Below are 21,671 nucleotides of genomic sequence, written 5' to 3' on the forward strand. Positions count from 1 at the left end.
AAGCAAGCATTAATACAGCCCACGCACAATCGTTCATCACCTCCTGAAACCCCTCCACATGAAAATTCGCCTGACCCTGATCACCTCTTTGCTGATGCTCAGCACAGAACTACTCACGCCCCAACTGGCTTTGGCGCAACCTCGTACAGCGGTCAGACCGGTGGCGGAAAGCTCTGCACCGGCCACGGACAGTTACAACCGGTTCATGAACACCCAGATTTGCACCACTGCGCCACGCAGTGAATGGTTGCCCGAAGATGAAATGAAATTATTGGCTACTCACCGTGGCTACCGCATCAAAACGTTCAGGTCAGACAAAAACAATTGTTATGAGATCTATGGTTTTAACCAAGCCAACCAAATAGTGGAAGCCTACTTTGACCCCGTTACCTCACGTTTGCTGCACCAAAACATTGCCCAATAAACCTGGGGCGAGCAAAAACAACTTGATCCATGCCCAAATGAGTGGCGGCAAGGTATTCACCGTGGTGGATATTTACCGCCTCTTTGGCAACGCTGCTTAACTCACCCGGCAAATCTTCAGCATGTTGGTGCCACCTGGTGAGCCCATGGGTTCACCACAGGTGATGGCGTAAATATCGCCAGATTGCACCACGCCGCGCGCTTTCAGGTCACTTTCCGCTTCCTTCAAAGCTGTATCACGGTCTGCACTGGTGTCAATCAAGAGCGGCCGAACATTGCGGTACAGCGTCATTTTGCGTTGCGTGGTCACTTTGGAGGTCAAGGCGTAGATCGGCACCTGAATCAGATGGCGACTCATCCACAAGGCGGTTGCGCCACTGTCCGTCATGGCCACAATGGCTTTAGCCCCCAGGTGGTGTGCAGTAAACAAGGCCCCCATGGCGATGGTCTGATCAATACGCGTGAAAGTTTTGCCGGTAAAGTCGGCTTCCAGTTTGAAGGCCTCACCACCCTCGGCCGCATGGCAAATCTTAGCCATCTCGATGACCGTTTCCAGGGGGAATTTGCCAGCGGCCGTCTCCGCAGACAGCATCACCGCATCGGTGCCATCAAGCACAGCGTTGGCCACGTCACTCACCTCGGCGCGGGTAGGTACCGGGTTGGTGATCATGGATTCCATCATTTGTGTGGCAGTGATCACCACCCGGTCATGCTCACGCGCCAGCTTGATCATGCGTTTTTGCAAAGCGGGCACCACCGCATTACCCACTTCCACGGCCAGATCACCACGCGCCACCATGATGCCGTCACTGGCCAGCAAAATTTCAAGAAGTTTCGGAATCGCCTCGGCCCGCTCAATCTTGGCGATTAAGCCAGGGCGGTGGCCATCTTCAGCGGCCACATTACAGAGCTGGCGCGCCATTTCCATATCGGTGGCGTTTTTGGGAAAACTCACGGCCACATAGTCAGCCTTGAAACTCATCGCAGTGCGAATGTCATCCATGTCTTTGGCGGTGAGTGCCGGGGCACTCAAACCACCGCCTTGCTTGTTGATGCCTTTGTTATTGGACAACTCACCGCCAAGTTTGACCGTGGTGTGAATAGCTTCACCTTCCACTTTGTCCACCGTGATCACGATCAAGCCATCGTTGAGCAACAGCACGTCACCGGACTTCACCTCCCGTGGCAAGGCTTTGTAGTCCAGTCCAACGCCGTGAACATCACCCAGTTCGGTGCGTGAAGCATCCATGACAAATTGGGCCCCTGGCTCCAGCATGACTTTGCCTTCCGCAAATTTGCCAACCCGGATTTTTGGCCCTTGCAGATCGGCCATGATGCCGACTTCGCGCCCGGCACGCTTGGCAGCGGCACGAACCATGTTAGCGCGGTCAATATGGTCTTGCGCCTTGCCGTGGCTGAAGTTCAGCCGCACCACGTTCACCCCTGACCGAATCATTTGCTCCAGCAGGGCCGGGTCACTGGACGCTGGGCCTAAGGTGGCAACTATCTTGGTAGCACGACGTGGCATAACAGAATCTCCATGTAATAAAGTTTCTCAATTTTCCCACGAAAGAAGTTACCAGGCTAAAACAAGATCAGCGCAACATTTTGTGGTTCAATTGAAATTCTGTATGTATACCGCTGCTACAAAATTCGCCCATGCCACACCCTGAGAGCACTTATGCCAAGTTCATGGGTACCACTGCCCTGAAACCACGGCTTCTTGTGGTTGATGACCAGCCCATCAACATCCAGGTGATGTACCAGATTTTTGCAGCAGAGTATCAAGTATTCATAGCCACCAACGGCAACCAGGCGCTTAACTTTTGCAGAACCACTCCACCTGATCTGGTCTTGCTTGACATTGTGATGCCAGGCATGGACGGTTTTGAAGTGTGCGCTGCACTCAAAGCTGATGCCAGCACCAAAAACATACCCGTGATTTTTGTCACCGCCCACACGGATGCCGTGCAGGAAACCCGTGGCCTTGAACTGGGCGCGGTCGACTTCATCAGCAAGCCGGTCAACCCGGCGGTGGTACGGGCCCGGGTTCATACGCAGATCACGCTCAAATTCCAGTCTGACTTGATGCGCAAGCTGGTATTTCTGGATGGCCTCACCGGTGTGTTTAATCGGCGTTATTTTGACCAGCAACTCGCCATTGAAGTGGCCCGGTCTGCGCGAGCGCAGTCGCCACTTGCATTGATCATGATCGATGTGGATTTTTTCAAACGCTACAACGACAACTATGGACACCAGGCAGGGGACGATTGCCTGTGCACGGTGGCCCAAACACTCAAGGCTAGCCTGCGCCGCCCGGCCGACCTGGTAGCGCGTTATGGCGGTGAAGAATTTGCCTGCATCCTGCCCGACACAGCGTTTACAGATGCCATGGCGATGGCACAAGAACTGGAGCAAACGGTTCGCAAAAAAGCCATTGCTCATGCCGACTCTGGTGCGGCCCACGTCGTCACGGTCAGTTTGGGTGTCGCAGGGCATTCCGGGCAACGCCCCATCCAGGCGGCAACGCTGTTGGCACTGGCGGATGCCCAGTTGTACCAAGCCAAACACGCTGGCCGCGCACGCGCCTGTGGAGCTGAACTGACATGAGCAGCAAAGAGGCCCTCAGGCTCAAATCCATCGTCGCCTGGATACTTCAAGGCTTGCCCAAAAGTCTGGAGCGCCAGGTTATGGTGCTTGGTGCCGCTTGCCTGGTTATCAGTCTGGTGGGCTACGGCAGCTACGTAGCCAAAATGCAAACCGATGCCGCCAAAGAAACCATTTCTGCCCAGATCAAAGCCCTGGCACAAAACCTGGCCACCGTCGATGCCCATTTTCTGCAAACCAAAGAATCCGCCACCATTGAAACCCTGACGCTGCAAACCGCCACCCAGCCAGGTATTTTTTCGGTGCTGGTCACCGATACCAGCGGAAAACCCCTGACCGAAGTCGTGAACAAGAACGGCAGTTGGTCACCACGCTATTTCGTCAAACCGGTGCAAGTGCCAGATATCCACGGCCCCAGAATGGTGTTTGAGACCCACATCAACGATGCCATCCAGCACGACTTCCTGGCTGGCAATGCGGGCACCATGTCCGCCTGGCATCGCATAGAAGCGGATCAGCCCTTGGGCTGGGTTCGGGTGAGTTACCGGCTGGATGCATTTGATCAAATCAGTGCAGACATCCGAGCCCAATCGTACAAAGTCATGGCACTGGCCATCAGCGTCATGCTGGCGCTGCTGACCCTGTTGTTGCGCCAGCCGCTGCATGCCCTGCGTGAAGCCACTGAATTTGCCAACACACTTGACAACACCCAGGGCAATACCCTGAAAGTGTCACGTCGCACGCTTGAAATTGAAGCCCTGGGCAATGCCCTCAACGCCGTCAGTGCACGCCTGAACACACAAATCACCGACATCCACAATCAAAAATTTGCACTGGATCAGCATGCCATCGTCAGCATCACCGACCTGGATGGCAACATCACCTACGCCAACCAGCGTTTTTGTGACATCAGCGGTTATTCACAGGCCGAGTTGATAGGGCAAAACCACCGCATCATCAAATCCGACGAACATCCACCCGAGCTGTTTGAAAACCTGTGGCAGACCATCACACAGGGCAAGGTATGGAACGGCGATGTCAAAAATCGCAAAAAAGACGGCAGCTTTTACTGGGTCAATGCCACCATTGTTCCGCTGATGAACAGCGATGGGCTGCCGCATCACTACATGGGCATTCGCACCGACATCACCGCCAACAAGCTGCTGGAGTGGCACCTGAAAAACGCCCGGGATGAGGCTGAAGCGGCCAGCCAAGCCAAGGCGCGATTTCTGGCCAATATGAGCCACGAGATTCGCACCCCCATGAATGCCATTCTGGGCATGCTCAAACTGATTCAGAACACCGAACTGGACAAGCGCCAACTGGACTATGCCAGCAAGGCCGAGGGAGCCGCACAGTCATTGCTGGGATTGATCAATGACATTCTGGACTTTTCAAAGATTGATGCCGGAAAAATGACCCTTGAAATGCGCAGCTTCCGGCTTGACAAGCTGATGCGCGACCTGTCGGTGATCGTTTCCTCCAATTTGGGGGCCAAACCGGTGGAGATCCTGTTTGATGTGGACCCCGCTGCCCCCAAAGCCCTCATGGGAGATGCCCTGCGTTTGCAGCAAGTGCTGACCAATCTGGCGGGCAATGCCATCAAGTTCACCCAGCAAGGGGAGGTGGTGATCAGCATCACCCAAGTGGCACACACAGACACCCAAACCAGCCTGCGATTTGCCGTGCGCGACAGTGGCATTGGCATTGCGCCTGAACATCAACAGCATATCTTCAGCGGCTTCTCCCAGGCAGAAGCCTCGACCACACGGCGTTTTGGCGGCACCGGGCTGGGCTTGTCCATCAGCCGCAAACTGGTCACGTTGATGGGCGGGAATCTGGAGCTGCAAAGTGCACTGGGCCAAGGCAGCACCTTCAGCTTCACCATCACCCTGCCCGTTAGCCCGGACAGCACACCCGCAGTACGCCCGGTGCAACCCGTGCCTGCCGCCAACCTGCAGGTTCTGGTGGTGGATGACAACGCCAGCGCGCGCGACATACTCACCGCCATGGCCGAATCCCTGGGCTGGCAGGTCGACACCGCCGACAGTGGCACTGCCGCTGTGGCCTTGCTGCAATCACGTGTGACCGCCGGGCTGCCGCCCTATCAAGCCATGTTCATTGACTGGCAAATGCCCGGCATGGATGGCTGGCAAACCATGGAGCAGCTGGAGGCGATCAGTGCGGACAACCACCCGCCCATCGTGGTGATGGTCACGGCTTACGGGCGCGACATGCTTAACCAGCGTATTCCCGAAGAACAGGCGCGGCTGCATGGCTTTTTGGTCAAACCCGTGACTGCATCCATGCTGCTTGATGCCGTGGCCGATGCCCTGTCCAATCGAACCCAACCAGTCGCCACCACAGCCCCGATACCCACAACCAAACCACTACAAGGGATGCGCTTGCTGGTGGTGGAAGACAACATCATCAATCAGCAAGTGGCCATGGAAATGTTGCGCGGTGAAGGTGCACAGGTGAGTTTGGCCAACAACGGGCAACTGGGGGTGGATGCGGTCTACCAGGCACAGGCTGCGGGCCAGCCCTATGCGGCGGTGCTGATGGACATCCAGATGCCCGTGATGGACGGCTACAGCGCCACCCGTTTGTTGCGACGGGATGCCACCCTGGCCAAGCTGCCCATCATTGCCATGACCGCCAACGCCATGGCCTCGGACCGCGAAGCCTGCCTGGCTGTGGGCATGAACGAGCATGTGGGGAAACCTTTTAACCTGGCCCAGTTGGTGACCCTGCTGCAAAAATTGACGCAAAACGCCGCCGCACTGCCCGCCACGACCAACCCCGCCCCGGTGAAGGCCAGTGCGCGGGTGACCAGCGCCCCGCCAGAGCCGGCACTACCACCCACCGATGCCATTGACGTGGCGGCAGCGCTGGAACGCCTGGGTGGCAACGAGGCCTTGTATGGGCAGGTGCTGCAAGCGTACTTGAGTGACCTGGCCACTCAACCCGAACAATTGGAACGCAGCCTGAAGCAGGCCGACCTGACCATGGCCGCTCGCCTGCTGCACACCCTGAAAGGGCTGTCTGCCACGGTGGGTGCCAGTTACATGGCCGCCGTCACGCGCAAGGCTGAGTTGGCGGTGAAAGCGGCCCAAGCCGATGCCAGCCAAGCCGCCAGCCTGGATCACTACGCCTTGTGCACGGAGTTCCGCACCGCCGTACACAGCACTCAAAACGCCCTGGAACCCGTGGCCCGGACCTACATGACACCGGTTTCCATCCTGCCTGTACCTGATGGCGACACAAGCCAGGTGACTCAACCCAACATCGACGTGCTGACAACCCTGCTGTCCTTGCTCAAAGCCTCCAACATGCAGGCAACAACGGTGTTTGAGACATTACATCAGTCGGCTGGTTTTACCGATCTGCCGCAGCATGACGCACTCGTTACCGCCATGAACAACCTGAATTTCCCAGAAGCAAGCGCCATTTGCGAAAAATTGATAAAAAACAGGCTGTAGCACTTATACAGCCTGCATAAGAAGCTCTTATTTTCAGAGCATTTCCAACACCACAGCCGTCGCTTCACCGCCGCCGATACACAGCGTCGCCACACCTTTTTTCAGCCCGCGCGCTTGCAGGGCGTACATCAGCGTGACCATGATGCGGGCTCCGCTGCAACCAATCGGGTGACCCAGGGCGCAGGCACCGCCGTTGACGTTGACGATGTCGTGGCTCAAAGCCAGGTCATGCATCAAGGCCATCGGCACCACGGCAAAGGCTTCGTTCACTTCCCACAAGTCCACATCCGCCACGCCCCAGCCGGCTTTGGCCAGCGCCTTGTTGACGGCCCCAATCGGTGCGGTGGCGAACCAGTTGGGTTCTTGAGCGTGCACGGCGCTGGCAACAATGCGGGCCAGCGGTTTGCAGCCCAGCTGGGCGGCGGTGGATTCACGCATCATCACCAGCGCAGCCGCACCGTCGTTGATGCTGGAGCTGCTGGCGGCGGTGATGGTGCCGTCTTTTTTGAACGCCGGTTTCAGGCTGCTAATCTTGTCGAGCTTGACCTTACCCGGGCCTTCGTCGATGCTGATCACCTTGTCGCCCGCACGCCCCTTGACGGTAACGGGGGTGATTTCAGCCGCAAACGCGCCTGAACTTGTAGCGGCCTGCGCACGCTGGACGCTGGTGGTGGCGAAATGGTCTTGTTGCTCGCGGGTAAAGCTGTATTTGGCGGCGCAGTCTTCCCCAAAAGTGCCCATGGAGCGGCCGGGTTCGTAGGCATCTTCCAGGCCGTCGAGCATCATGTGGTCAAAAATGCGGTCATGGCCAATGCGGTAACCACCACGCGCCTTGGGCAGCAGGTAGGGGGCGTTGGTCATGCTTTCCATGCCACCGGCCACCAGCACATCGGCACTGCCCGCGGCCAGCATGTCGTGGGCGAACATGGCGGCGCGCATGGCCGAGCCACACATCTTGCTCATGGTCACCGCACCGGTGCTGATCGGCAAACCCGCCTTGAGCAAGGCCTGGCGCGCCGGGGCTTGGCCCTGGCCGGCCATCAGACAGTTGCCAAAAATCACTTCATCCACCCGCTCGGGGGCCACACCGGCACGCGCCACGGCGGCCCGGATGGCCGCACCACCCAGGTCATGCGCGGCCAGTGCCGAAAAATCGCCCTGAAAACTTCCCATGGGGGTGCGGGCAGCACCCACGATCACGATTGCGTCAGTCATTTCAGTCCTTTCAAGTAAAAAGTGGTTCAAGTTCAGTCTGCATCTGCACAAGCAGCTCTATTTTTAATAGCGATTTAAATCGATCCTGGTAGTTCAGAGTCGGCGTTCTCGGGGTGCAGGCGCTTGCTTTGCTCATACGGAAACACGTCAAACATGTGGCCCTGCAAAATACGATCCTTGTTTTTTTGCCAGAACGTGGCATCCAGCAGGTTGGCATGGTGTTGCATAAAAAACGCCCGCACCACCGGGTTGCCCAGCAGGAAGGGTTCAAAGGTTTCGGGGAACACGTCATGCGGGCCAACGCTGTACCAGACTTCGCCCGACATCTCGTCTTCCTCACAGCGTGGTGCGGGCACCTTGCGGAACACGCAGTCGGTGATGTATTCAATTTCGTCGTAGTCGTAAAACACCACTTTGCCGTGGCGGGTGATGCCAAAGTTTTTCCACAACATGTCGCCCGGAAAGATGTTGGCGGCAATCAGGTCTTTCAGCGCGTTGCCGTATTCGATGACCCCACGCTCCAGCTGCTGGCGCGCGCGCAAGGCGGCCGGACTGGTGTTGGCCAAGTCAGCACCACCGGCATCAAAGGCATCCTGCAGGTAGATGTTGAGCGGGATCATGCGCCGCTCGATGTAGCAGTGCTTGAGGATGACTTCCAGCTGGGCATCCCCATCGCGGTCGCTGATCTCAAGCTGGCTGGGCGCATATTTTTCCAGCTCGGCAATCAGCTCATCGGTGAAACGGTTGCGCGGGAAAGCCACCTCGCTGTACTCCAGCGTGTCGGCCATGCGGCCCACCCGGTCGTGCTGTTTGACCAGCAGGTACTTGCCCTTGATCTGCTCGCGGGTGGTGTCTTTCGGGGCCGGGTAAAAGTCTTTGATGACCTTGAACACATAGGGAAAACTGGGCAGGTCAAACACCAGCATGACCATGCCCTTGATGCCGGGCGCAATACGGAACTGGTCGGTGGAGTGGCGCAGGTGGTACAAAAAGTCGCGGTAAAACAAGGTCTTGCCCTGCTTGGCCAGGCCGAGGGCGTTGTACAGCTCGTTGCGCGGCTTGCGCGGCATCATGCTGCGCAGGAACTGCACATAGGCGCTGGGGATTTCCATGTCCACCATGAAGTAGGCACGGGCAAAGCTGAACAGCACATGCAAATCGTCCTCGCCATGTAACACCGCGTCAATACTCAGCCGGGTTTCACCCTTGACATACAGAATGGGCAAGGCGAACGGGGTTTCGACAAAACCATTGATCAGCTTGCCCACCACATAAGCGCCCTTGTTGCGGTAAAACAGGCCGGTGAGCACCTGCAGCTGGAAGTTGGCGTGTAACTTGACACTGCCCAGCAGGCCCTGGATCACTTGGGTGACCAGCGCCGTGTCACCCGGCAGGTCGGCAAATTCGCGGTGCAGGTCAAAGTCCCGAATCATCCGCATCAAGACCTGCTGCAGGGTGTCCGGTGTGGGGTAATACGCGCGAAAGGTCGGGCGGGTTTCGGTTTTGCCGTTTTCGATGTACTCGGTGCTGACCGCCGGGCGCACAAAGATGAAGTCGTTCTGGAAATAGCTGCGGTGCAGGATTTTGGTGGTGACCGAGTTGAAAAACGTCTCGGCCAGCTCGGGCTGATGGTGGTCTACCAGCAGGCCAATGTAGTGCAGCTTGACTTGCTGCCAGATGTCCATGGGCTGCTCACCGGCCTTGAATTCGCGCTCCAGCCGGTTGGAGCATTCGCGCACGCGCAGGTCATAAAACTCGATGCGCTCGCGCTGGGCACGCTGCTGACCCGCCCAGTCCGCCGTCTCGAAGCGGTGTTTGGCCCGTGCCGACTCGGTACGAAACAACCGGTAATGGCGGTTAAAACCGTCCATCATGGCCTTGGCAATGTCGTAGGCCAGCGGGGAATCGAGACGGGTTGGGAACATGGTTACTCTATTTTTTATAGCTACCAGCGCTTGATTGACAAGCACCAGAAGCTATTTTTATTCAAAAATTTTACTTGCTATGGCCCATCAGTCAGGGTTTTACGCAAGGCTGGGACGCGGATAACGCTTGAACGCATTGCGAAACACATCCATCACCTCGTGGGGGCCCTGCATGCTGACCCCCAGATCGTTCACCAGCCCGTCTTTCAAGCCATAACACCAGCCATGCACCGTGACGTTTTGCCCGCGCGCCCAGGCATCCTGCAGCACATTGCTAAGGGCCACGTTGCCAACCTGCTCAATCACGTTCATTTCACACAAGGTGTCTTCCTGCACCTCGACTGGCAGGTGATCAAGTCGGCGGCGGTGCCGCATCTTCACGTCATGCACATGGCGCAGCCAGTTGTCAGCCAGCCCCACCCGCGTGCCACGCAGCGCCGCCAGCACACCTCCGCAGCCGTAATGCCCGACCACCATGATGTGCTCGACCTTGAGATGATCCACCGCAAACTGGATCACTGACAGCGCGTTCAGATCGGAATGAACCACCACGTTGGCGACGTTACGGTGCACAAACACCTCACCCGGGTCCAGTCCGGTGATCTCGTTGGCGGGCACCCGGCTGTCGGAGCAGCCGATCCACAGGTATTTAGGCGACTGCTGCTGCGCCAGACTTTTGAAAAAACCGGGGCGCTGGGCTTCCATGCGGGCAGCCCAGACGGTGTTGTTGTCGAGCAGGTGTTGGAGAGAGGTCATGCGAGTGGGTTTCCTTTTTGAGATTTGGTTTTCAGAGCATTTTGCCTATTTGATCTTGCCTGAATATTTCCTCATGGGGGGATTACAAAAACAACAAAAGCCCTGACCCTCAAAACCAAACCAATACACATCGATCAACAAGTTTCCGCAAACAGCTCCCGTCCAATCAACATGCGCCGAATTTCCGACGTGCCCGCGCCAATCTCATACAGCTTGGCATCGCGCCACAGCCTTCCCAGCGGGTACTCGTTGATGTAGCCGTTGCCACCAAAAATCTGCACGCCCTCACCGGCCATCCAGGTGGCTTTTTCAGCGGTCCACAAAATCACCGACGCACAATCCTTGCGCACCTGGCGCACATGCTCCACACCCAGCAAATCCAGATTCTTGGCCACCGTGTAGGCAAACGAACGCGCGGCCTGCAGCACGGTGTACATGTCAGCTACCTTGCCCTGAATCAACTGGAATTCGCCAATACTCTGGCCAAACTGTTTGCGGTCGTGGATGTAAGGCACCACGTTGTCCATCACCGCCTGCATGATGCCCAGCGGTCCGCCGGTGAGCACGGCACGCTCGTAGTCCAGACCACTCATCAGCACCTTGGCACCCATGTTCAGCCCGCCCAGGATATTCGACTCCGGCACTTCCACGTTGTTGAACACCAGCTCACCGGTGTGGCTGCCGCGCATACCCAGTTTGTCGAGTTTTTGCGCAATGCTGAAGCCGGGCATGCCTTTCTCGATCAGAAAGGCGGTGACACCGCGTGCGCCGAGTTCGGGTTCGCTCTTGGCGTAAACCACCAGGGTGTCGGCATCGGGGCCGTTGGTGATCCACATCTTGTTGCCATTGAGCAGGTAGTAACCACCTTTGTCCTCGGCTTTGAGCTTCATCGACAGCACATCGCTGCCCGCGCCCGGCTCACTCATGGCCAGCGCCCCGACATGCTCACCACTGATCAGTTTGGGCAGGTATTTGGCGCGCTGCTCAGGGTTGCCGTTGCGCCGGATCTGATTCACACACAGATTGCTGTGGGCCCCGTAGCTCAGGCCGACACTGGCGCTGGCACGGCTGATTTCTTCCATGGCCACCATGTGCGCCAAGTAACCCATGTTGGCCCCGCCATATTCCTCACCCACGGTGATGCCCAGCACCCCCAGATCACCCATCTTGCGCCACAGATCCATCGGAAACTGGTCATTGCGGTCAATCTCTGCAGCACGCGGTGCAATCTCGGCTTGGGCAAATTCGCGCACCGCATCACGCAATGCGTCAATGTCTTCACCGAGTTGAAAGTTCAGGCCGGGCAAGTTGTTCATGAGTCATGTCTCCTAAGTAGTTTTGAGTTGAAAGTTGAATTTGAAAAAATCAGTACGTCTTGGCCACAGGCATCACGGTTTGCTGCATCACCGCGCAAGAGGTTTGCTGGCCGTCCTCAGCGATATGGGTGACCTCGGCACTGGTCACAATCACGCGCCGCCCTGGCTTGACCACCTGGCCACTGGCACGCAACACGCCGCCCTGGCAAGCAGCCAAAAAGTTGATTTTGTATTCCACGCTGACCACCTCCATACCCGCCGGGGCAACCGTCAACGCGGCATAACCCGCCGCAATATCAGCCAATGCACCCACAGCCCCCCCGTGAAAGGCACCTTGTTGCTGAGTGACTTTGTCGGAATAGGGCAATTCAATGATGCATTCACCCTTGCTCACGTGGTGAACACGTGCCCCCAGCTCACGCATCAGGCCTTGCCGCTCGAAACTGTCTTGCACGCGTTGGTGAGGGTCTTCGTGATGGGTCATGATGAATGGTTGGATGGGTTAAAACGATGTAATAGGCATCAGGTGTGGTCTGTCGGCGTTGCCAAAGCCACATCGGATAGGGGCGTTGGGATGGTTTTGGCTTTTTCGTCAGCACCCTTGGCCAGGCTTTTGGCCAGCAAGGCTTTGGTCTCGCGCTGATGCACCTTGATCTCGTCCAGATTGGCTTGCAGGTCTTGCATCTGGGCCACCAGTTGCTGTTGATGCAGCCCCAGCACCTGCAAGAATTTCTCCAGCTGGGCGGTGGTGTCACGCGGGCTGTCATACATGTCAATGATGTCTTTGGCTTCTACCAGGCTAAAACCCAGGCGCTTGGCGCGTAGTGTGAGTTTGAGTCGAGCCCGGTCACGGCTGCTGTAAACCCGGGAGCGCCCGCCCGGGCCAGTGCGCTCCGGGCGCAGCAGCCCCATGTCTTCATAAAAGCGGATCGCGCGCGTGGTCAGGTCAAATTCTTTGGCCAGATCGCTGATGCTGTAGAGGTGTGCCATGAAGCGAGTTGTTGTGGGTTGACGTTGACGTAAACGTCAATTATGGCGTAAAAAAACGCCCCCTATCCATGCCCTGCCCGATGCCCTCGGGCTCAGGGCCAAAGGGCTCCAGGCCCAGAGCATGATGCCAACTGATCGATGCAAAAAAGAATCAACCCAGTCAACGGCTCAATTCACCTGGAGATCATTGTCGTAAACACCTTCCCAGCGGTCACCACTCTTCCAGGTGAACGCGCCTTTGCCATGTTTTTTGCCAGCTTTCCATTGACCCACATATTGGTCACCAGAAGGCCAGGTGAATGCGCCTTCACCATCGGGCTCACCTGCCGTAAATTGCCCCTCATAGATTTCACCACCGGCAAACACCATACGTCCCTGGCCTTGTGGCACACCGTCCACCACCGTGCCTTCATACTGATTGCCGGTGGCGAATTGGAGTTTGCCTTGCCCATTCGGGCGACCATTGGCCCAGACCCCGTCGTAGCGTTGACCATTACGCCAGCTGTAAACCCCACGCACATCAGGCTCACCCTTCTTGAATTGACCCACAAACTCATCCCCGGATGCATAGCGCATGCGCCCGGTGCCCTGCGGCGTGCCATCAAGCACCTGGCCTTCGTAATCATTGCCGTTGGCAAAATGGATTTTGGCCAGCCCCGTGGGTTTGTCCATAACCCAATCACCCGCATACCGTTGGCCATTGGCCCAGACAATGGTGCCCTTGCCTTGACGCAAACCTTTGACCATGCTGCCTTCAAACACATCCCCGGTGGCCCAGGTGACCTTGCCACTGCCGGAAATGGTGGTAGCCCCCTCATCACGTACAAACTGTCCCACAAACCGGGTGGTGCCCGCCGTCAGCACACCGGGAGTGGCGACTTCAGGTTCAGACCGCTTGGTCGGCACGCTTTCCAAGGGTGCCGACGGTGCGGCAGAAGCTGTCGCGGGGGTTGCCTGCGTGGAAGGGATTGGGATCAAGGTGGTTAATGAAGGTGTTGGCGCGTTCATGGCAGAGGCTACCGATGCCAATGCCATGGGCGCGCTGGTCAAAGCAGAACCGGTGGTTGAGGCCATGGATTTACGGCTGCCCAGCGTCGCCTGTGAAGGTGTTTCCGCGCTCGCCATCTGACTGGCCGCAGCGATACGTGGCACCCACGGTGTGCCACGTTCACGCGCCAGCGTCTTGGCGTTGTTGGAGGCAATTTCAAGCACCGCCGGGCCTTGACAGTTGTCCAAGGCATCACGCCAAAGTGTCTCTGCCACCATGGACGCATCCTGTTTTTCCTCCTTGGACAGGTTGGCGGCAGCACTGCGGTATTTTTGCGTGCTTTCACGGGCAGCTTCAAACAAGGGGGCGCAATATTGGGCGTTATGACCATCCTGTGCAGACTGCTCGCGCCGCCGGTTGGCAATTTCCTGCTGGTTGCCGGTGCAACGCTCAGAGGCGTAGTCCCACATGTTTTCTGCTTTGCGAAACAGGGAAGCGGCCTCTTTCCAGCGGCGCTCTGTCAGAGCCAGCTTGGCCATATCCTGCAACACGGCAGCGTCTTTATGGCCGCTGGCGCAGCGTGGGCCTGCACTTAAGGCTTCCGAAATCTGCGCCAGAAGCTGTTGATCATCTTCACGGCTCATCAAAGCACGGTCTTTGGCCCGGCCCTCACATTGCTCGGATGCCTGGGTCCATAACAACACGGCTTCGTTAAACAGTTTGGCCTGCTCCGCCAATTCCACTTTTTTGGATCTGGCCGTCACCGCCGCCATGTCTTTGGCCATGGCTTGATCAGATAGGGGGCGACAGCCCTGAACGCCCGTTGCCGCCTGGGGCATGGGGGGCTCTGCCGATGCGGGCACTGCCGGGGCACTGGCCGCAGCAGAAGCCGGTGCAGTGAATGGCGCGGCCCCTGCGTCAGAAGCAGATCCGGGGGCTGTTTGAGCTTGACACGCCAGTGAAATCCCGAACAACAAACCACGCCCCATACATTGACGCAGGGTTTGGGAGAAAGATTGAAATGTCATAAATCCATCGTTATTTGGTTTGTGCGGAGGCCACCGGCATATTCAGCATACCGTCCACCAAGCCTCTGGCAAAGAGCTGCGAACCTGATGGGTTGTCTGCAGCATCTTCATAGGAGAATCCCGCGGATGCGGATGCCACGGGCATGTCAGCCAGAGCAAACTGAATCTCTTCAGGTTTGATGCCTTGCAGCACAGCCACCACATCCTCGCCCCGTCCCTTGGACTCCGCCAGCTTGCTCAGCGCCATCAACCGGTCGGGGTCCAGCACCATGGAATTACTGACGAAACCTTTTTCAATCAGTTTTTGGTGCAAACTGAAACTGGCCAAGGGGTCTGTCTTGAGTTTTTCCAGACGGTTAAAAGCCCAGGCATCGGCTTGCTCAAACACGGTTGAGGCCACCCAGGCCACCCCTGTCAAGGACCCCCGGTTGGCCGCTGCCGCTTGCATGGCCCCAATCACCTGCTGTTGCGTCAACTTGCGTGCGGCACCCACCACCTCTTCACGCATGCGGGCAGCCGCTGCGGCGGTAGCCTGGTCGATCAATTGTTTTTTAAGGATTTCTGTCGCCATGCCTGTGGCCGCAGACTGAGCCGCCGAGATGGCCGCATCGGCCGCCATGGCCGCGCCTTTGATGCCTGAGGCGATGGTGAACAGGTTGTACAAAGTGCCGACCACCTTGGTGCCATAGTGGTAGGTTTTCATGCGGGCACCACCCTCTTCGGAAACACCTTGTGTCCATAAGACCGTCCAAAGCGCCTCGTCCTCGGTCAACTCGGCCTGTGCAACCTCTATGGGGTGAACCGCCATCAGCCAGTGGTAGTCTTGTGATTTGGGACTGTTGGGCGGGGCCAGCCGGGTGTAGCCCCGGCATACCTTGACAGGTTCAATCCGATGGGTTTTACCCGTGGCCAGTTTGACGTTGAAGGGCTTACCCGCATCACGCCGGTCTACCAGCTCAAGCAACATCTTTTCAGCGCTCTCGCGGTGATAACCCTCAATCTCCTGCATTTTGTCACCCAGCTGGAGTGGGCTTCGGGGCGAGGCGGCCACGACCGTCAGGCGCTCATCCACCCCCAGAGCGCGCACCCAGGCAACTTTGTCATCCTCGCTCCAGTCGTCACTGCTGGCCACGGAGAAAGGCAACTCCCACTGGGTGTCACACTGATCATCGTGCAACTCGGCCGAACGGACGATGGCCGGGCGCAACGCCCGTTCACCTGCACCGTAGGTCTTGATGTGACCGAGCAGTTCCTCATTAACCTTGCGACCATCGTCCACGGTGAACTTTGGTGCGGCACAAGCCGCCAACAACACCACCCAAAAAAAGCTGAATAACAAACGCATGATGCCCACAACTGCCCCCATGTTTGGGCAATTCTAGGGGCGGGAACTTGCACCAACTTTGCAACCCGGTGCACGCTGCAGGCGCAGCAGCCTTCAGCGCGGGGTGGCCTCTTCCTTGAGCTGCTTGCGCAGTGCCGCGTAATCCGGCACCACCGAGCGCACCGTATCCCAAAAGCGTGGGCTGTGATCCATCACCCGCAAGTGGCTCAGTTCATGCGCCACCACGTAATCAACCACCGACACCGGCATGTGGATCAGCCGCCAGTTCAGACGGATCGAGCCGTCCGCCTTGGCACTGCCCCAGCGTGTACCGGCGTTGCTCAGACTCATTTTTTTCCATTGCACACCCAGCAAGGGGGCAAAGTGATCCAGCCGCTGCTGGAAAAACCCTTTGGCCTGGCGCATCAGCCAGGCTTGCACCACATCCTTGATCTGCTCCGGTGTGGCGCTGTGGGGCAAGCTCAGGCGCAGCGTGGGCAGGTCATCTGGCGCTGACGCAACCACCAGTTCGGCCCCTGCCGCGCCAAAACCATGTTGCGGGTCGAGCTGCAAACGCACCTGCCGCCCCAAGAACGGCAGCGTTGCACCGTTTTGCCAAATGATTTCCTGGGCCGCCAAACGGGCGTGACGTTCCCGGGTTTCCTGCAGCTTGCGCAAAATCCAGGCGGCTTTGGACTGCAGGGCGGCATCCACCTCGGACAACACGACCCACTTGGGTGCACGCACCGCCAAACCTTCAACCCCAACGGTAAATCCGATGCTGCGGCGCTGGCCGCGCTTGAATTCATACGCCACCAGCGCGTGACCCAGGCGCACTTCACGGCTGGCCCGTGGGTGGCGGAAATGCAGCATGGCATCCTGCACACTGGCCGTTTGAGTGGACTCCGGCCCATGGGCAGAGTTTTCTGAATTGGCTTTTTTTGCTACTTTTTTTGTAGCTTCTTGCGCATTATTTATAAGCTCTACAGGCTGATTTGATTCAAATAAATCAAGTGTAAAGCGCAACAACGGATGCATGGCGTGATGCCGCGGTTAAGCCGCCGGGTAGGCTTCAGGGTCGATACGGCGCAACTCGGCCTCAATCCAGGCCTCCACTTCCCGCATCAGCGCTTTGGGATCACGCCCGGCGCTGGAAATGAGGGGGCCGATAGACACCGTGACCACGCCGGGGCGTTTGACAAAACTGTCTTTGGGCCAGCAACGCGCGGTGGCCACGGCAATCGGCACCACCGGCGCGCCAGACTGCACCGCCAGGCGGGTGCCAGCCGTTTGGTAGGTCCCCTTTTCCCCGCGTGGCAAACGGGTGCCCTGCGGGAACATGATGACCCAGGTGCCTTGCGCCAACAGCCTGCAGCCCTGGGCAATGACGTGTTTCATGGCTTCGGTACGTGATTCGCGGTCAATGTGGATCATGTCCAGCCGCGCCATCGACCAGCCAAAAAACGGGATTTTCAACAGCTCGCGCTTGAACACAAAGGCCAACGGGTGCGGCATCAGCGTGGGCAACAGCAAGGTTTCCAGCGTGGACTGGTGATTGCTCAGCAGCACCGCCGCACTGGCCTTGCCCACCGGAAGATGCTCAAAACCAAGCACCTTGACCTGAACACCCAAAATAACCCGCGTCCCCCACATGACGACCCGAAACCAGTTCACCGCAGTCCACCAGGCCAAGTTGCGCGGAGGCACCAGCGACATCAACAACACAGCCAGCGTCCAGGGGACCACGGTGACCACCATCCAGAGCAGGTGAAGAACAGAGCGAAACAAAAACATGGACATCATTTCAGTTGTAGGTCATTGCAGACTTGATCCGCCATTGCGTGTTTTCTGATGGCGGGGATACTTGTTCAAGTCCAGCATGACAGCGACCAAGCACGCAGCGTGCCCGGAATGACATGGCTTGATTTAACCCGTGGCGGATTCACGATCCAGTAAAAAATCAACGAAGGCCGACAGGTCGTGGTGCACATGGGTGTTCGGCGGAAAACTATCCGGCAAACTGCGCCCCTTGTACACCGCCGCTTTACCCGTCAAGACCAGATGTGGCTCACACCCGGCCGCCGCACCCGCCACCACGTCGCGTGCGGAGTCGCCCACGGTAGGTACACCTTTGATGCCAAATCCATAGCGGTCAGAAATCTGTTCAAACAAACCGGTGTCCGGTTTGCGGCAACGACATTCTTCATTGGGCGAGTGCGGGCAATAAAACACAGCGTCAATACGCCCCCCCACAGCGGCCAACATGCTGTGCATCTTGGCATGAATCTCATTGAGGTCAGACACCTCAAACAAGCCCCGCCCCAAACCGGACTGATTACTGGCCACCACCACATGCCAGCCCGCATGGTTGAGCCGTGCAATCGCCTCCAGCGCACCGGGCAACGGCATCCACTCATCAGCCGACTTGATGAATTCGGCACTGTCTTGGTTGATCGTGCCGTCGCGGTCCAGAATAACCAGTTTGATCGGAGTCATGGCTTGCTTTCAGTGAACCGTCAGGCCGCCAGACGCGACAAATCCGCCACCTGGTTCATCACCAGATGCAGCTTCTTGAGCAGACCCAGGCGGTTCAAACGCAGATCTGGGGCATCGGCATTCACCATCACCCCTTCAAAAAATGCATCCACTGGGGCCCCCAAGGCTGCCAGGGTTTGCAAAGAGGCGGTGTAGTCCTGGGCTTCAAGCTGTGTTTGTGCTTGCGGTAACACGACCTGCATGGCAGCAAACAAGGCAGCCTCAGCGGGTTCGACCAGCAGAAGATCACTCACATGGGCATCCACATCACCGGCCTTTTTCAGGATGTTGCTGATACGCTTGTTGGCCGCGGCCAGGGCCGGTGCCTCAGGCAGGGCGGCAAAAGCACGCACTGCGGCCAGGCGCTTAGGCACGTCACCCAGGCGCTGTGGGCGCAAGTCGAGCACGGCATCCACCTCCAGAGCACTGTAGCCTTGCTCGCGCAGCGTACCAGCCAGGCGGTCATAGACAAAGTCCAGCAAGGCGGAACTGGCATCCGTCACCTTGTCGCCAAACGCGGGCAATGCAGCGCTCACCAAAGCATTCAAGTCCAGCGGCAAATCTTTTTCGACCAGCATACGGATCACGCCCAGGGCATGGCGGCGCAGGGCAAACGGGTCTTTGTCGCCGGTGGGCAGGTTGCCAATGCCAAACATACCGACCAGGGTTTCCAGCTTGTCGGCCAGCGCCACCACCACACCGGCGCTGTTGCGCGGCAATTCGTCCCCGGCAAAGCGCGGTTTGTAATGGTCTTCAATGGCGTGGGCCACGTCCTGGCTCAGGCCGTCATGGCGGGCGTAGTAGCCGCCCATGATGCCTTGCAGCTCGGGGAACTCACCCACCATGTCGGTCAGCAAGTCGGTCTTGGCCAGTTGCGCAGCCTGGTCGGCGTGCGCCACCAACTTGGCATCGCCCAGTTGCGCGGCCATCGCGCTGGCAATGGCACGCACCCGTTGCGTGCGTTCACCCTGTGTGCCCAGCTTGTTGTGGTAGACCACCTTGTCCAAGCCTTCAACACGCGAGGCCAGCGTCTTTTTGCGATCCTGGTCAAAGAAGAACTTGGCATCACTCAGGCGTGGGCGCACCACGCGCTCATTGCCACCAATGACAAAGCTGGCATCTTCGGGGCTGATGTTGCTGACCACCAGGAATTTGTTGGTGAGCTTGCCCGCTGTGTCAAGCATCGGAAAGTACTTCTGGTTGGCCTTCATGGTCAGGATCAGGCACTCTTGCGGCACTTCCAGGAATTCGGACTCAAAGGTGCACACCAGCACATTTGGGCGCTCCACCAGGGCGGTCACTTCATCCAGCAGGGCTTCATCCATCAACACCTGGTAACCCGGCCCCAAACGCTCGGCGGCCTGGGCGAGTTGTTGCACGATGGCAAAACGCCGGTCGTCAAAGCTGGCGATTACCGCACCGTCGCGTGCCAAGGTTTCGGCATACACATCGGCATTGTTCAGCAGCACCGGCGATTTCAAAGCCTCAAAGCGATGCCCTTGTGTGGTATTACCAGCCGTCAGCCCCAGCACCTTCACCGGCACCACGCTACTGCCATGTAAGGCCACCAGACCATGCGCCGGACGGACAAAATGCACACTGCTCCAGCCGGGCAACTCGCAATCAGTTTCCAGCTGGTAACTCATCATCTTGGGAATCGGCAGCTTGGTCAAAGTGGCTTCCAGCGCTTGTTGCAAACCCAGATCGAGCGTGGCCCCATTGACCAGACTGTCGTAAAACAGCGCATCGGCCTTGCCATCGGGCGCTTTGCGCAGGGCGGCCACGGCAAACACCGGGTCAGACACGTCAGCCCCCAGTGCTTGCAGTTTTTTCAGCAGCGCCGGGGTGGCCAGGCCATTGGCATCCAGGCCCACGCTCACCGGCATCAGCTTTTGCTGCACCGCTTTGTCTGCAGCCTTGGCGGCCACATGGGTGATGTGCGCGCCCAGACGGCGTGGTGAAGCAAACGGCGTGACCACCGAGTCACTGGACGCCAAACCCAGGCTGCGCAACTGGGTACACAGCTGGCTGGCGAATACTTCACCGAGTTTTTTGAGGGCCTTGGGTGGCAGCTCTTCAACAAACAGTTCAACAAGAAGATTTTGGTGGGTCATGATTAGGCTGCTTTCTTGCTCATCTGTTCAACCCATTCGCGTGGGGCCATCGGGAAGCCCAGCCGCTCTCTGGATTCAAAATAACTTTGTGCCACGCCCCGCGCCAGGTTACGGATGCGGCCAATGTAGGCGGCGCGTTCGGTCACCGAAATGGCACCGCGGGCATCCAGCAGGTTGAAGCTGTGGGCGCATTTCAGCACCTGTTCATACGCAGGCAAGGCGAGTTGGGCTTCCATCAAGTGCTTGGCCTGTTTTTCGTGGGCGGTGAAGGCGGTGAACAAGAAGTCGGCATCGCTGTGCTCGAAGTTGTAGGTGGATTGCTCAACCTCGTTTTGTTTGTACACGTCACCGTAGGTGAGCTTGGAGCCATCGGCCGCTTCGGTCCAGATCAGGTTGTAGACGTTGTCGACACCTTGCAGGTACATGGCCAGGCGCTCCAGCCCGTAGGTGATCTCTCCGGTGATCGGTTTGCAGTCAATGCCGCCGACTTGCTGAAAGTAGGTGAACTGGGTCACTTCCATACCGTTCAGCCAGACCTCCCAGCCTAGACCCCAGGCCCCGAGCGTAGGGTTTTCCCAGTCATCTTCGACAAACCGGATGTCGTTTTTCTTCAAATCAAAGCCCAGCGCTTCGAGTGATCCCAGGTACAGCTCCAGGATGTTGCTGGGGGCGGGTTTCAAAACCACCTGGTATTGGTAGTAGTGCTGCAGGCGGTTGGGGTTCTCACCGTAGCGGCCATCTTTCGGGCGGCGGCTCGGCTGCACGTAAGCGGCTTTCCAGGGCTCTGGCCCGAGTGCTCTTAAAAATGTAGCTGTGTGCGACGTACCCGCGCCCACTTCCATGTCATAAGGCTGCAAAAGTGCACAGCCTTGGGCATCCCAATACGACTGCAGTTTCAAAATGATTTGTTGGAAGGTCAACATAGGTTTTTGGACGGCGTGCAACGCCGTCAAGGGAATCAACAGGGT

The 21,671-nt window shown here is 57.8% G+C and carries 17 protein-coding genes; 3 read left to right on the plus strand and 14 right to left on the minus strand.

Annotated features, from left to right (window positions below; genetic code table 11):
* The first annotated feature begins 58 nt into the window (after positions 1-58).
* Entirely contained in the window at positions 59-424 is a 366-nt protein-coding gene (locus tag LDN84_RS18470; protein ID WP_223904888.1) for a PepSY domain-containing protein, read from the plus strand.
* A 96-nt stretch (positions 425-520) separates the two neighbouring features.
* On the opposite strand, the gene pyk is transcribed toward LDN84_RS18470, so the two are convergent.
* The gene (gene pyk / locus LDN84_RS18475; protein ID WP_223904889.1) at positions 521-1,951 is read right to left on the minus strand and encodes a pyruvate kinase; all 1,431 of its coding nucleotides are present in this window, start codon (positions 1,949-1,951) and stop codon (positions 521-523) included.
* A gap of 131 nt (positions 1,952-2,082) precedes the next feature.
* Here pyk and LDN84_RS18480 point away from each other — a divergent pair, with 131 nt between their 5' ends.
* Together LDN84_RS18480 and LDN84_RS18485 are read left to right on the plus strand one after the other, a co-directional pair.
* A complete protein-coding gene (locus LDN84_RS18480) occupies positions 2,083-3,033 on the plus strand; it encodes a diguanylate cyclase (protein WP_223904890.1) in 951 nt (316 codons plus the stop codon).
* Complete coding sequence (locus LDN84_RS18485) at positions 3,030-6,512, plus strand: hybrid sensor histidine kinase/response regulator (protein WP_223904891.1); 3,483 nt, start codon at positions 3,030-3,032, stop codon at positions 6,510-6,512. The genes LDN84_RS18480 and LDN84_RS18485 overlap by 4 nt, the downstream gene beginning before the upstream one ends.
* A gap of 33 nt (positions 6,513-6,545) precedes the next feature.
* Here the strand turns inward: LDN84_RS18485 and LDN84_RS18490 are convergent, their stop codons facing one another.
* From LDN84_RS18490 to glyQ, 13 genes are all read right to left on the minus strand, one after another.
* On the minus strand, positions 6,546-7,727 hold the full coding sequence (locus LDN84_RS18490; RefSeq protein ID WP_223904892.1) for an acetyl-CoA C-acyltransferase: 1,182 nt from the start codon (positions 7,725-7,727) through the stop codon (positions 6,546-6,548).
* A gap of 74 nt (positions 7,728-7,801) precedes the next feature.
* The gene (gene aceK, locus LDN84_RS18495; protein WP_223904893.1) at positions 7,802-9,652 is read right to left on the minus strand and encodes a bifunctional isocitrate dehydrogenase kinase/phosphatase; all 1,851 of its coding nucleotides are present in this window, start codon (positions 9,650-9,652) and stop codon (positions 7,802-7,804) included.
* A gap of 99 nt (positions 9,653-9,751) precedes the next feature.
* Positions 9,752-10,408 carry a carbonate dehydratase gene (can, locus tag LDN84_RS18500; protein WP_223904894.1) on the minus strand — a complete coding sequence of 219 codons (657 nt, stop codon included), beginning with the start codon at positions 10,406-10,408 and terminating at the stop codon, positions 9,752-9,754.
* A 134-nt stretch (positions 10,409-10,542) separates the two neighbouring features.
* Entirely contained in the window at positions 10,543-11,724 is a 1,182-nt protein-coding gene (locus LDN84_RS18505; protein ID WP_223904895.1) for an isovaleryl-CoA dehydrogenase, read from the minus strand.
* Positions 11,725-11,773: 49 nt separating this feature from the next.
* A complete protein-coding gene (locus tag LDN84_RS18510; RefSeq protein WP_223904896.1) occupies positions 11,774-12,208 on the minus strand; it encodes a PaaI family thioesterase in 435 nt (144 codons plus the stop codon).
* Positions 12,209-12,246: 38 nt separating this feature from the next.
* Positions 12,247-12,714, minus strand: coding sequence for a MerR family transcriptional regulator (locus LDN84_RS18515; RefSeq protein ID WP_223904897.1), 468 nt, complete (start codon positions 12,712-12,714; stop codon positions 12,247-12,249).
* A 168-nt stretch (positions 12,715-12,882) separates the two neighbouring features.
* Complete coding sequence (locus LDN84_RS18520; protein ID WP_223904898.1) at positions 12,883-14,730, minus strand: MORN repeat-containing protein; 1,848 nt, start codon at positions 14,728-14,730, stop codon at positions 12,883-12,885.
* A gap of 10 nt (positions 14,731-14,740) precedes the next feature.
* Positions 14,741-16,075, minus strand: coding sequence for a hypothetical protein (locus LDN84_RS18525; RefSeq protein ID WP_223904899.1), 1,335 nt, complete (start codon positions 16,073-16,075; stop codon positions 14,741-14,743).
* 93 nt (positions 16,076-16,168) lie between these two features.
* The gene (locus LDN84_RS18530) at positions 16,169-17,092 is read right to left on the minus strand and encodes a M48 family metallopeptidase (protein WP_223904900.1); all 924 of its coding nucleotides are present in this window, start codon (positions 17,090-17,092) and stop codon (positions 16,169-16,171) included.
* A 15-nt stretch (positions 17,093-17,107) separates the two neighbouring features.
* Positions 17,108-17,848 carry a lysophospholipid acyltransferase family protein gene (locus tag LDN84_RS18535; protein ID WP_223904901.1) on the minus strand — a complete coding sequence of 247 codons (741 nt, stop codon included), beginning with the start codon at positions 17,846-17,848 and terminating at the stop codon, positions 17,108-17,110.
* A 132-nt stretch (positions 17,849-17,980) separates the two neighbouring features.
* Positions 17,981-18,550 (minus strand): D-glycero-beta-D-manno-heptose 1,7-bisphosphate 7-phosphatase, encoded by a 570-nt coding sequence (gene gmhB / locus LDN84_RS18540; protein WP_223904902.1) that lies wholly within the window; start codon positions 18,548-18,550, stop codon positions 17,981-17,983.
* Between the two features lie 20 nt (positions 18,551-18,570).
* A complete protein-coding gene (glyS, locus tag LDN84_RS18545; RefSeq protein WP_223904903.1) occupies positions 18,571-20,703 on the minus strand; it encodes a glycine--tRNA ligase subunit beta in 2,133 nt (710 codons plus the stop codon).
* A gap of 2 nt (positions 20,704-20,705) precedes the next feature.
* Entirely contained in the window at positions 20,706-21,626 is a 921-nt protein-coding gene (gene glyQ / locus LDN84_RS18550) for a glycine--tRNA ligase subunit alpha (RefSeq protein ID WP_223913125.1), read from the minus strand.
* Positions 21,627-21,671 lie beyond the last annotated feature (45 nt).

It is taken from the genome of Rhodoferax lithotrophicus, assembly GCF_019973615.1.
GTDB lineage: Bacteria > Pseudomonadota > Gammaproteobacteria > Burkholderiales > Burkholderiaceae_C > Rhodoferax > Rhodoferax lithotrophicus.

Excerpts from the sequence above, each read along its gene's own strand:
- LDN84_RS18470 (WP_223904888.1), top strand. The coding sequence starts at position 59 with ATGAAAATTCGCCTGACCCTGATCACCTCTTTGCTGATGCTCAGCACA.
- pyk (WP_223904889.1), bottom strand. The coding sequence starts at position 1,951 with ATGCCACGTCGTGCTACCAAGATAGTTGCCACCTTAGGCCCAGCGTCC.
- LDN84_RS18480 (WP_223904890.1), top strand. The coding sequence starts at position 2,083 with ATGCCACACCCTGAGAGCACTTATGCCAAGTTCATGGGTACCACTGCC.
- LDN84_RS18485 (WP_223904891.1), top strand. The coding sequence starts at position 3,030 with ATGAGCAGCAAAGAGGCCCTCAGGCTCAAATCCATCGTCGCCTGGATA.
- LDN84_RS18490 (WP_223904892.1), bottom strand. The coding sequence starts at position 7,727 with ATGACTGACGCAATCGTGATCGTGGGTGCTGCCCGCACCCCCATGGGA.
- aceK (WP_223904893.1), bottom strand. The coding sequence starts at position 9,652 with ATGTTCCCAACCCGTCTCGATTCCCCGCTGGCCTACGACATTGCCAAG.
- can (WP_223904894.1), bottom strand. The coding sequence starts at position 10,408 with ATGACCTCTCTCCAACACCTGCTCGACAACAACACCGTCTGGGCTGCC.
- LDN84_RS18505 (WP_223904895.1), bottom strand. The coding sequence starts at position 11,724 with ATGAACAACTTGCCCGGCCTGAACTTTCAACTCGGTGAAGACATTGAC.
- LDN84_RS18510 (WP_223904896.1), bottom strand. The coding sequence starts at position 12,208 with ATGACCCATCACGAAGACCCTCACCAACGCGTGCAAGACAGTTTCGAG.
- LDN84_RS18515 (WP_223904897.1), bottom strand. The coding sequence starts at position 12,714 with ATGGCACACCTCTACAGCATCAGCGATCTGGCCAAAGAATTTGACCTG.
- LDN84_RS18520 (WP_223904898.1), bottom strand. The coding sequence starts at position 14,730 with ATGACATTTCAATCTTTCTCCCAAACCCTGCGTCAATGTATGGGGCGT.
- LDN84_RS18525 (WP_223904899.1), bottom strand. The coding sequence starts at position 16,075 with ATGCGTTTGTTATTCAGCTTTTTTTGGGTGGTGTTGTTGGCGGCTTGT.
- LDN84_RS18530 (WP_223904900.1), bottom strand. The coding sequence starts at position 17,092 with ATGCATCCGTTGTTGCGCTTTACACTTGATTTATTTGAATCAAATCAG.
- LDN84_RS18535 (WP_223904901.1), bottom strand. The coding sequence starts at position 17,848 with ATGTTTTTGTTTCGCTCTGTTCTTCACCTGCTCTGGATGGTGGTCACC.
- gmhB (WP_223904902.1), bottom strand. The coding sequence starts at position 18,550 with ATGACTCCGATCAAACTGGTTATTCTGGACCGCGACGGCACGATCAAC.
- glyS (WP_223904903.1), bottom strand. The coding sequence starts at position 20,703 with ATGACCCACCAAAATCTTCTTGTTGAACTGTTTGTTGAAGAGCTGCCA.
- glyQ (WP_223913125.1), bottom strand. The coding sequence starts at position 21,626 with ATGTTGACCTTCCAACAAATCATTTTGAAACTGCAGTCGTATTGGGAT.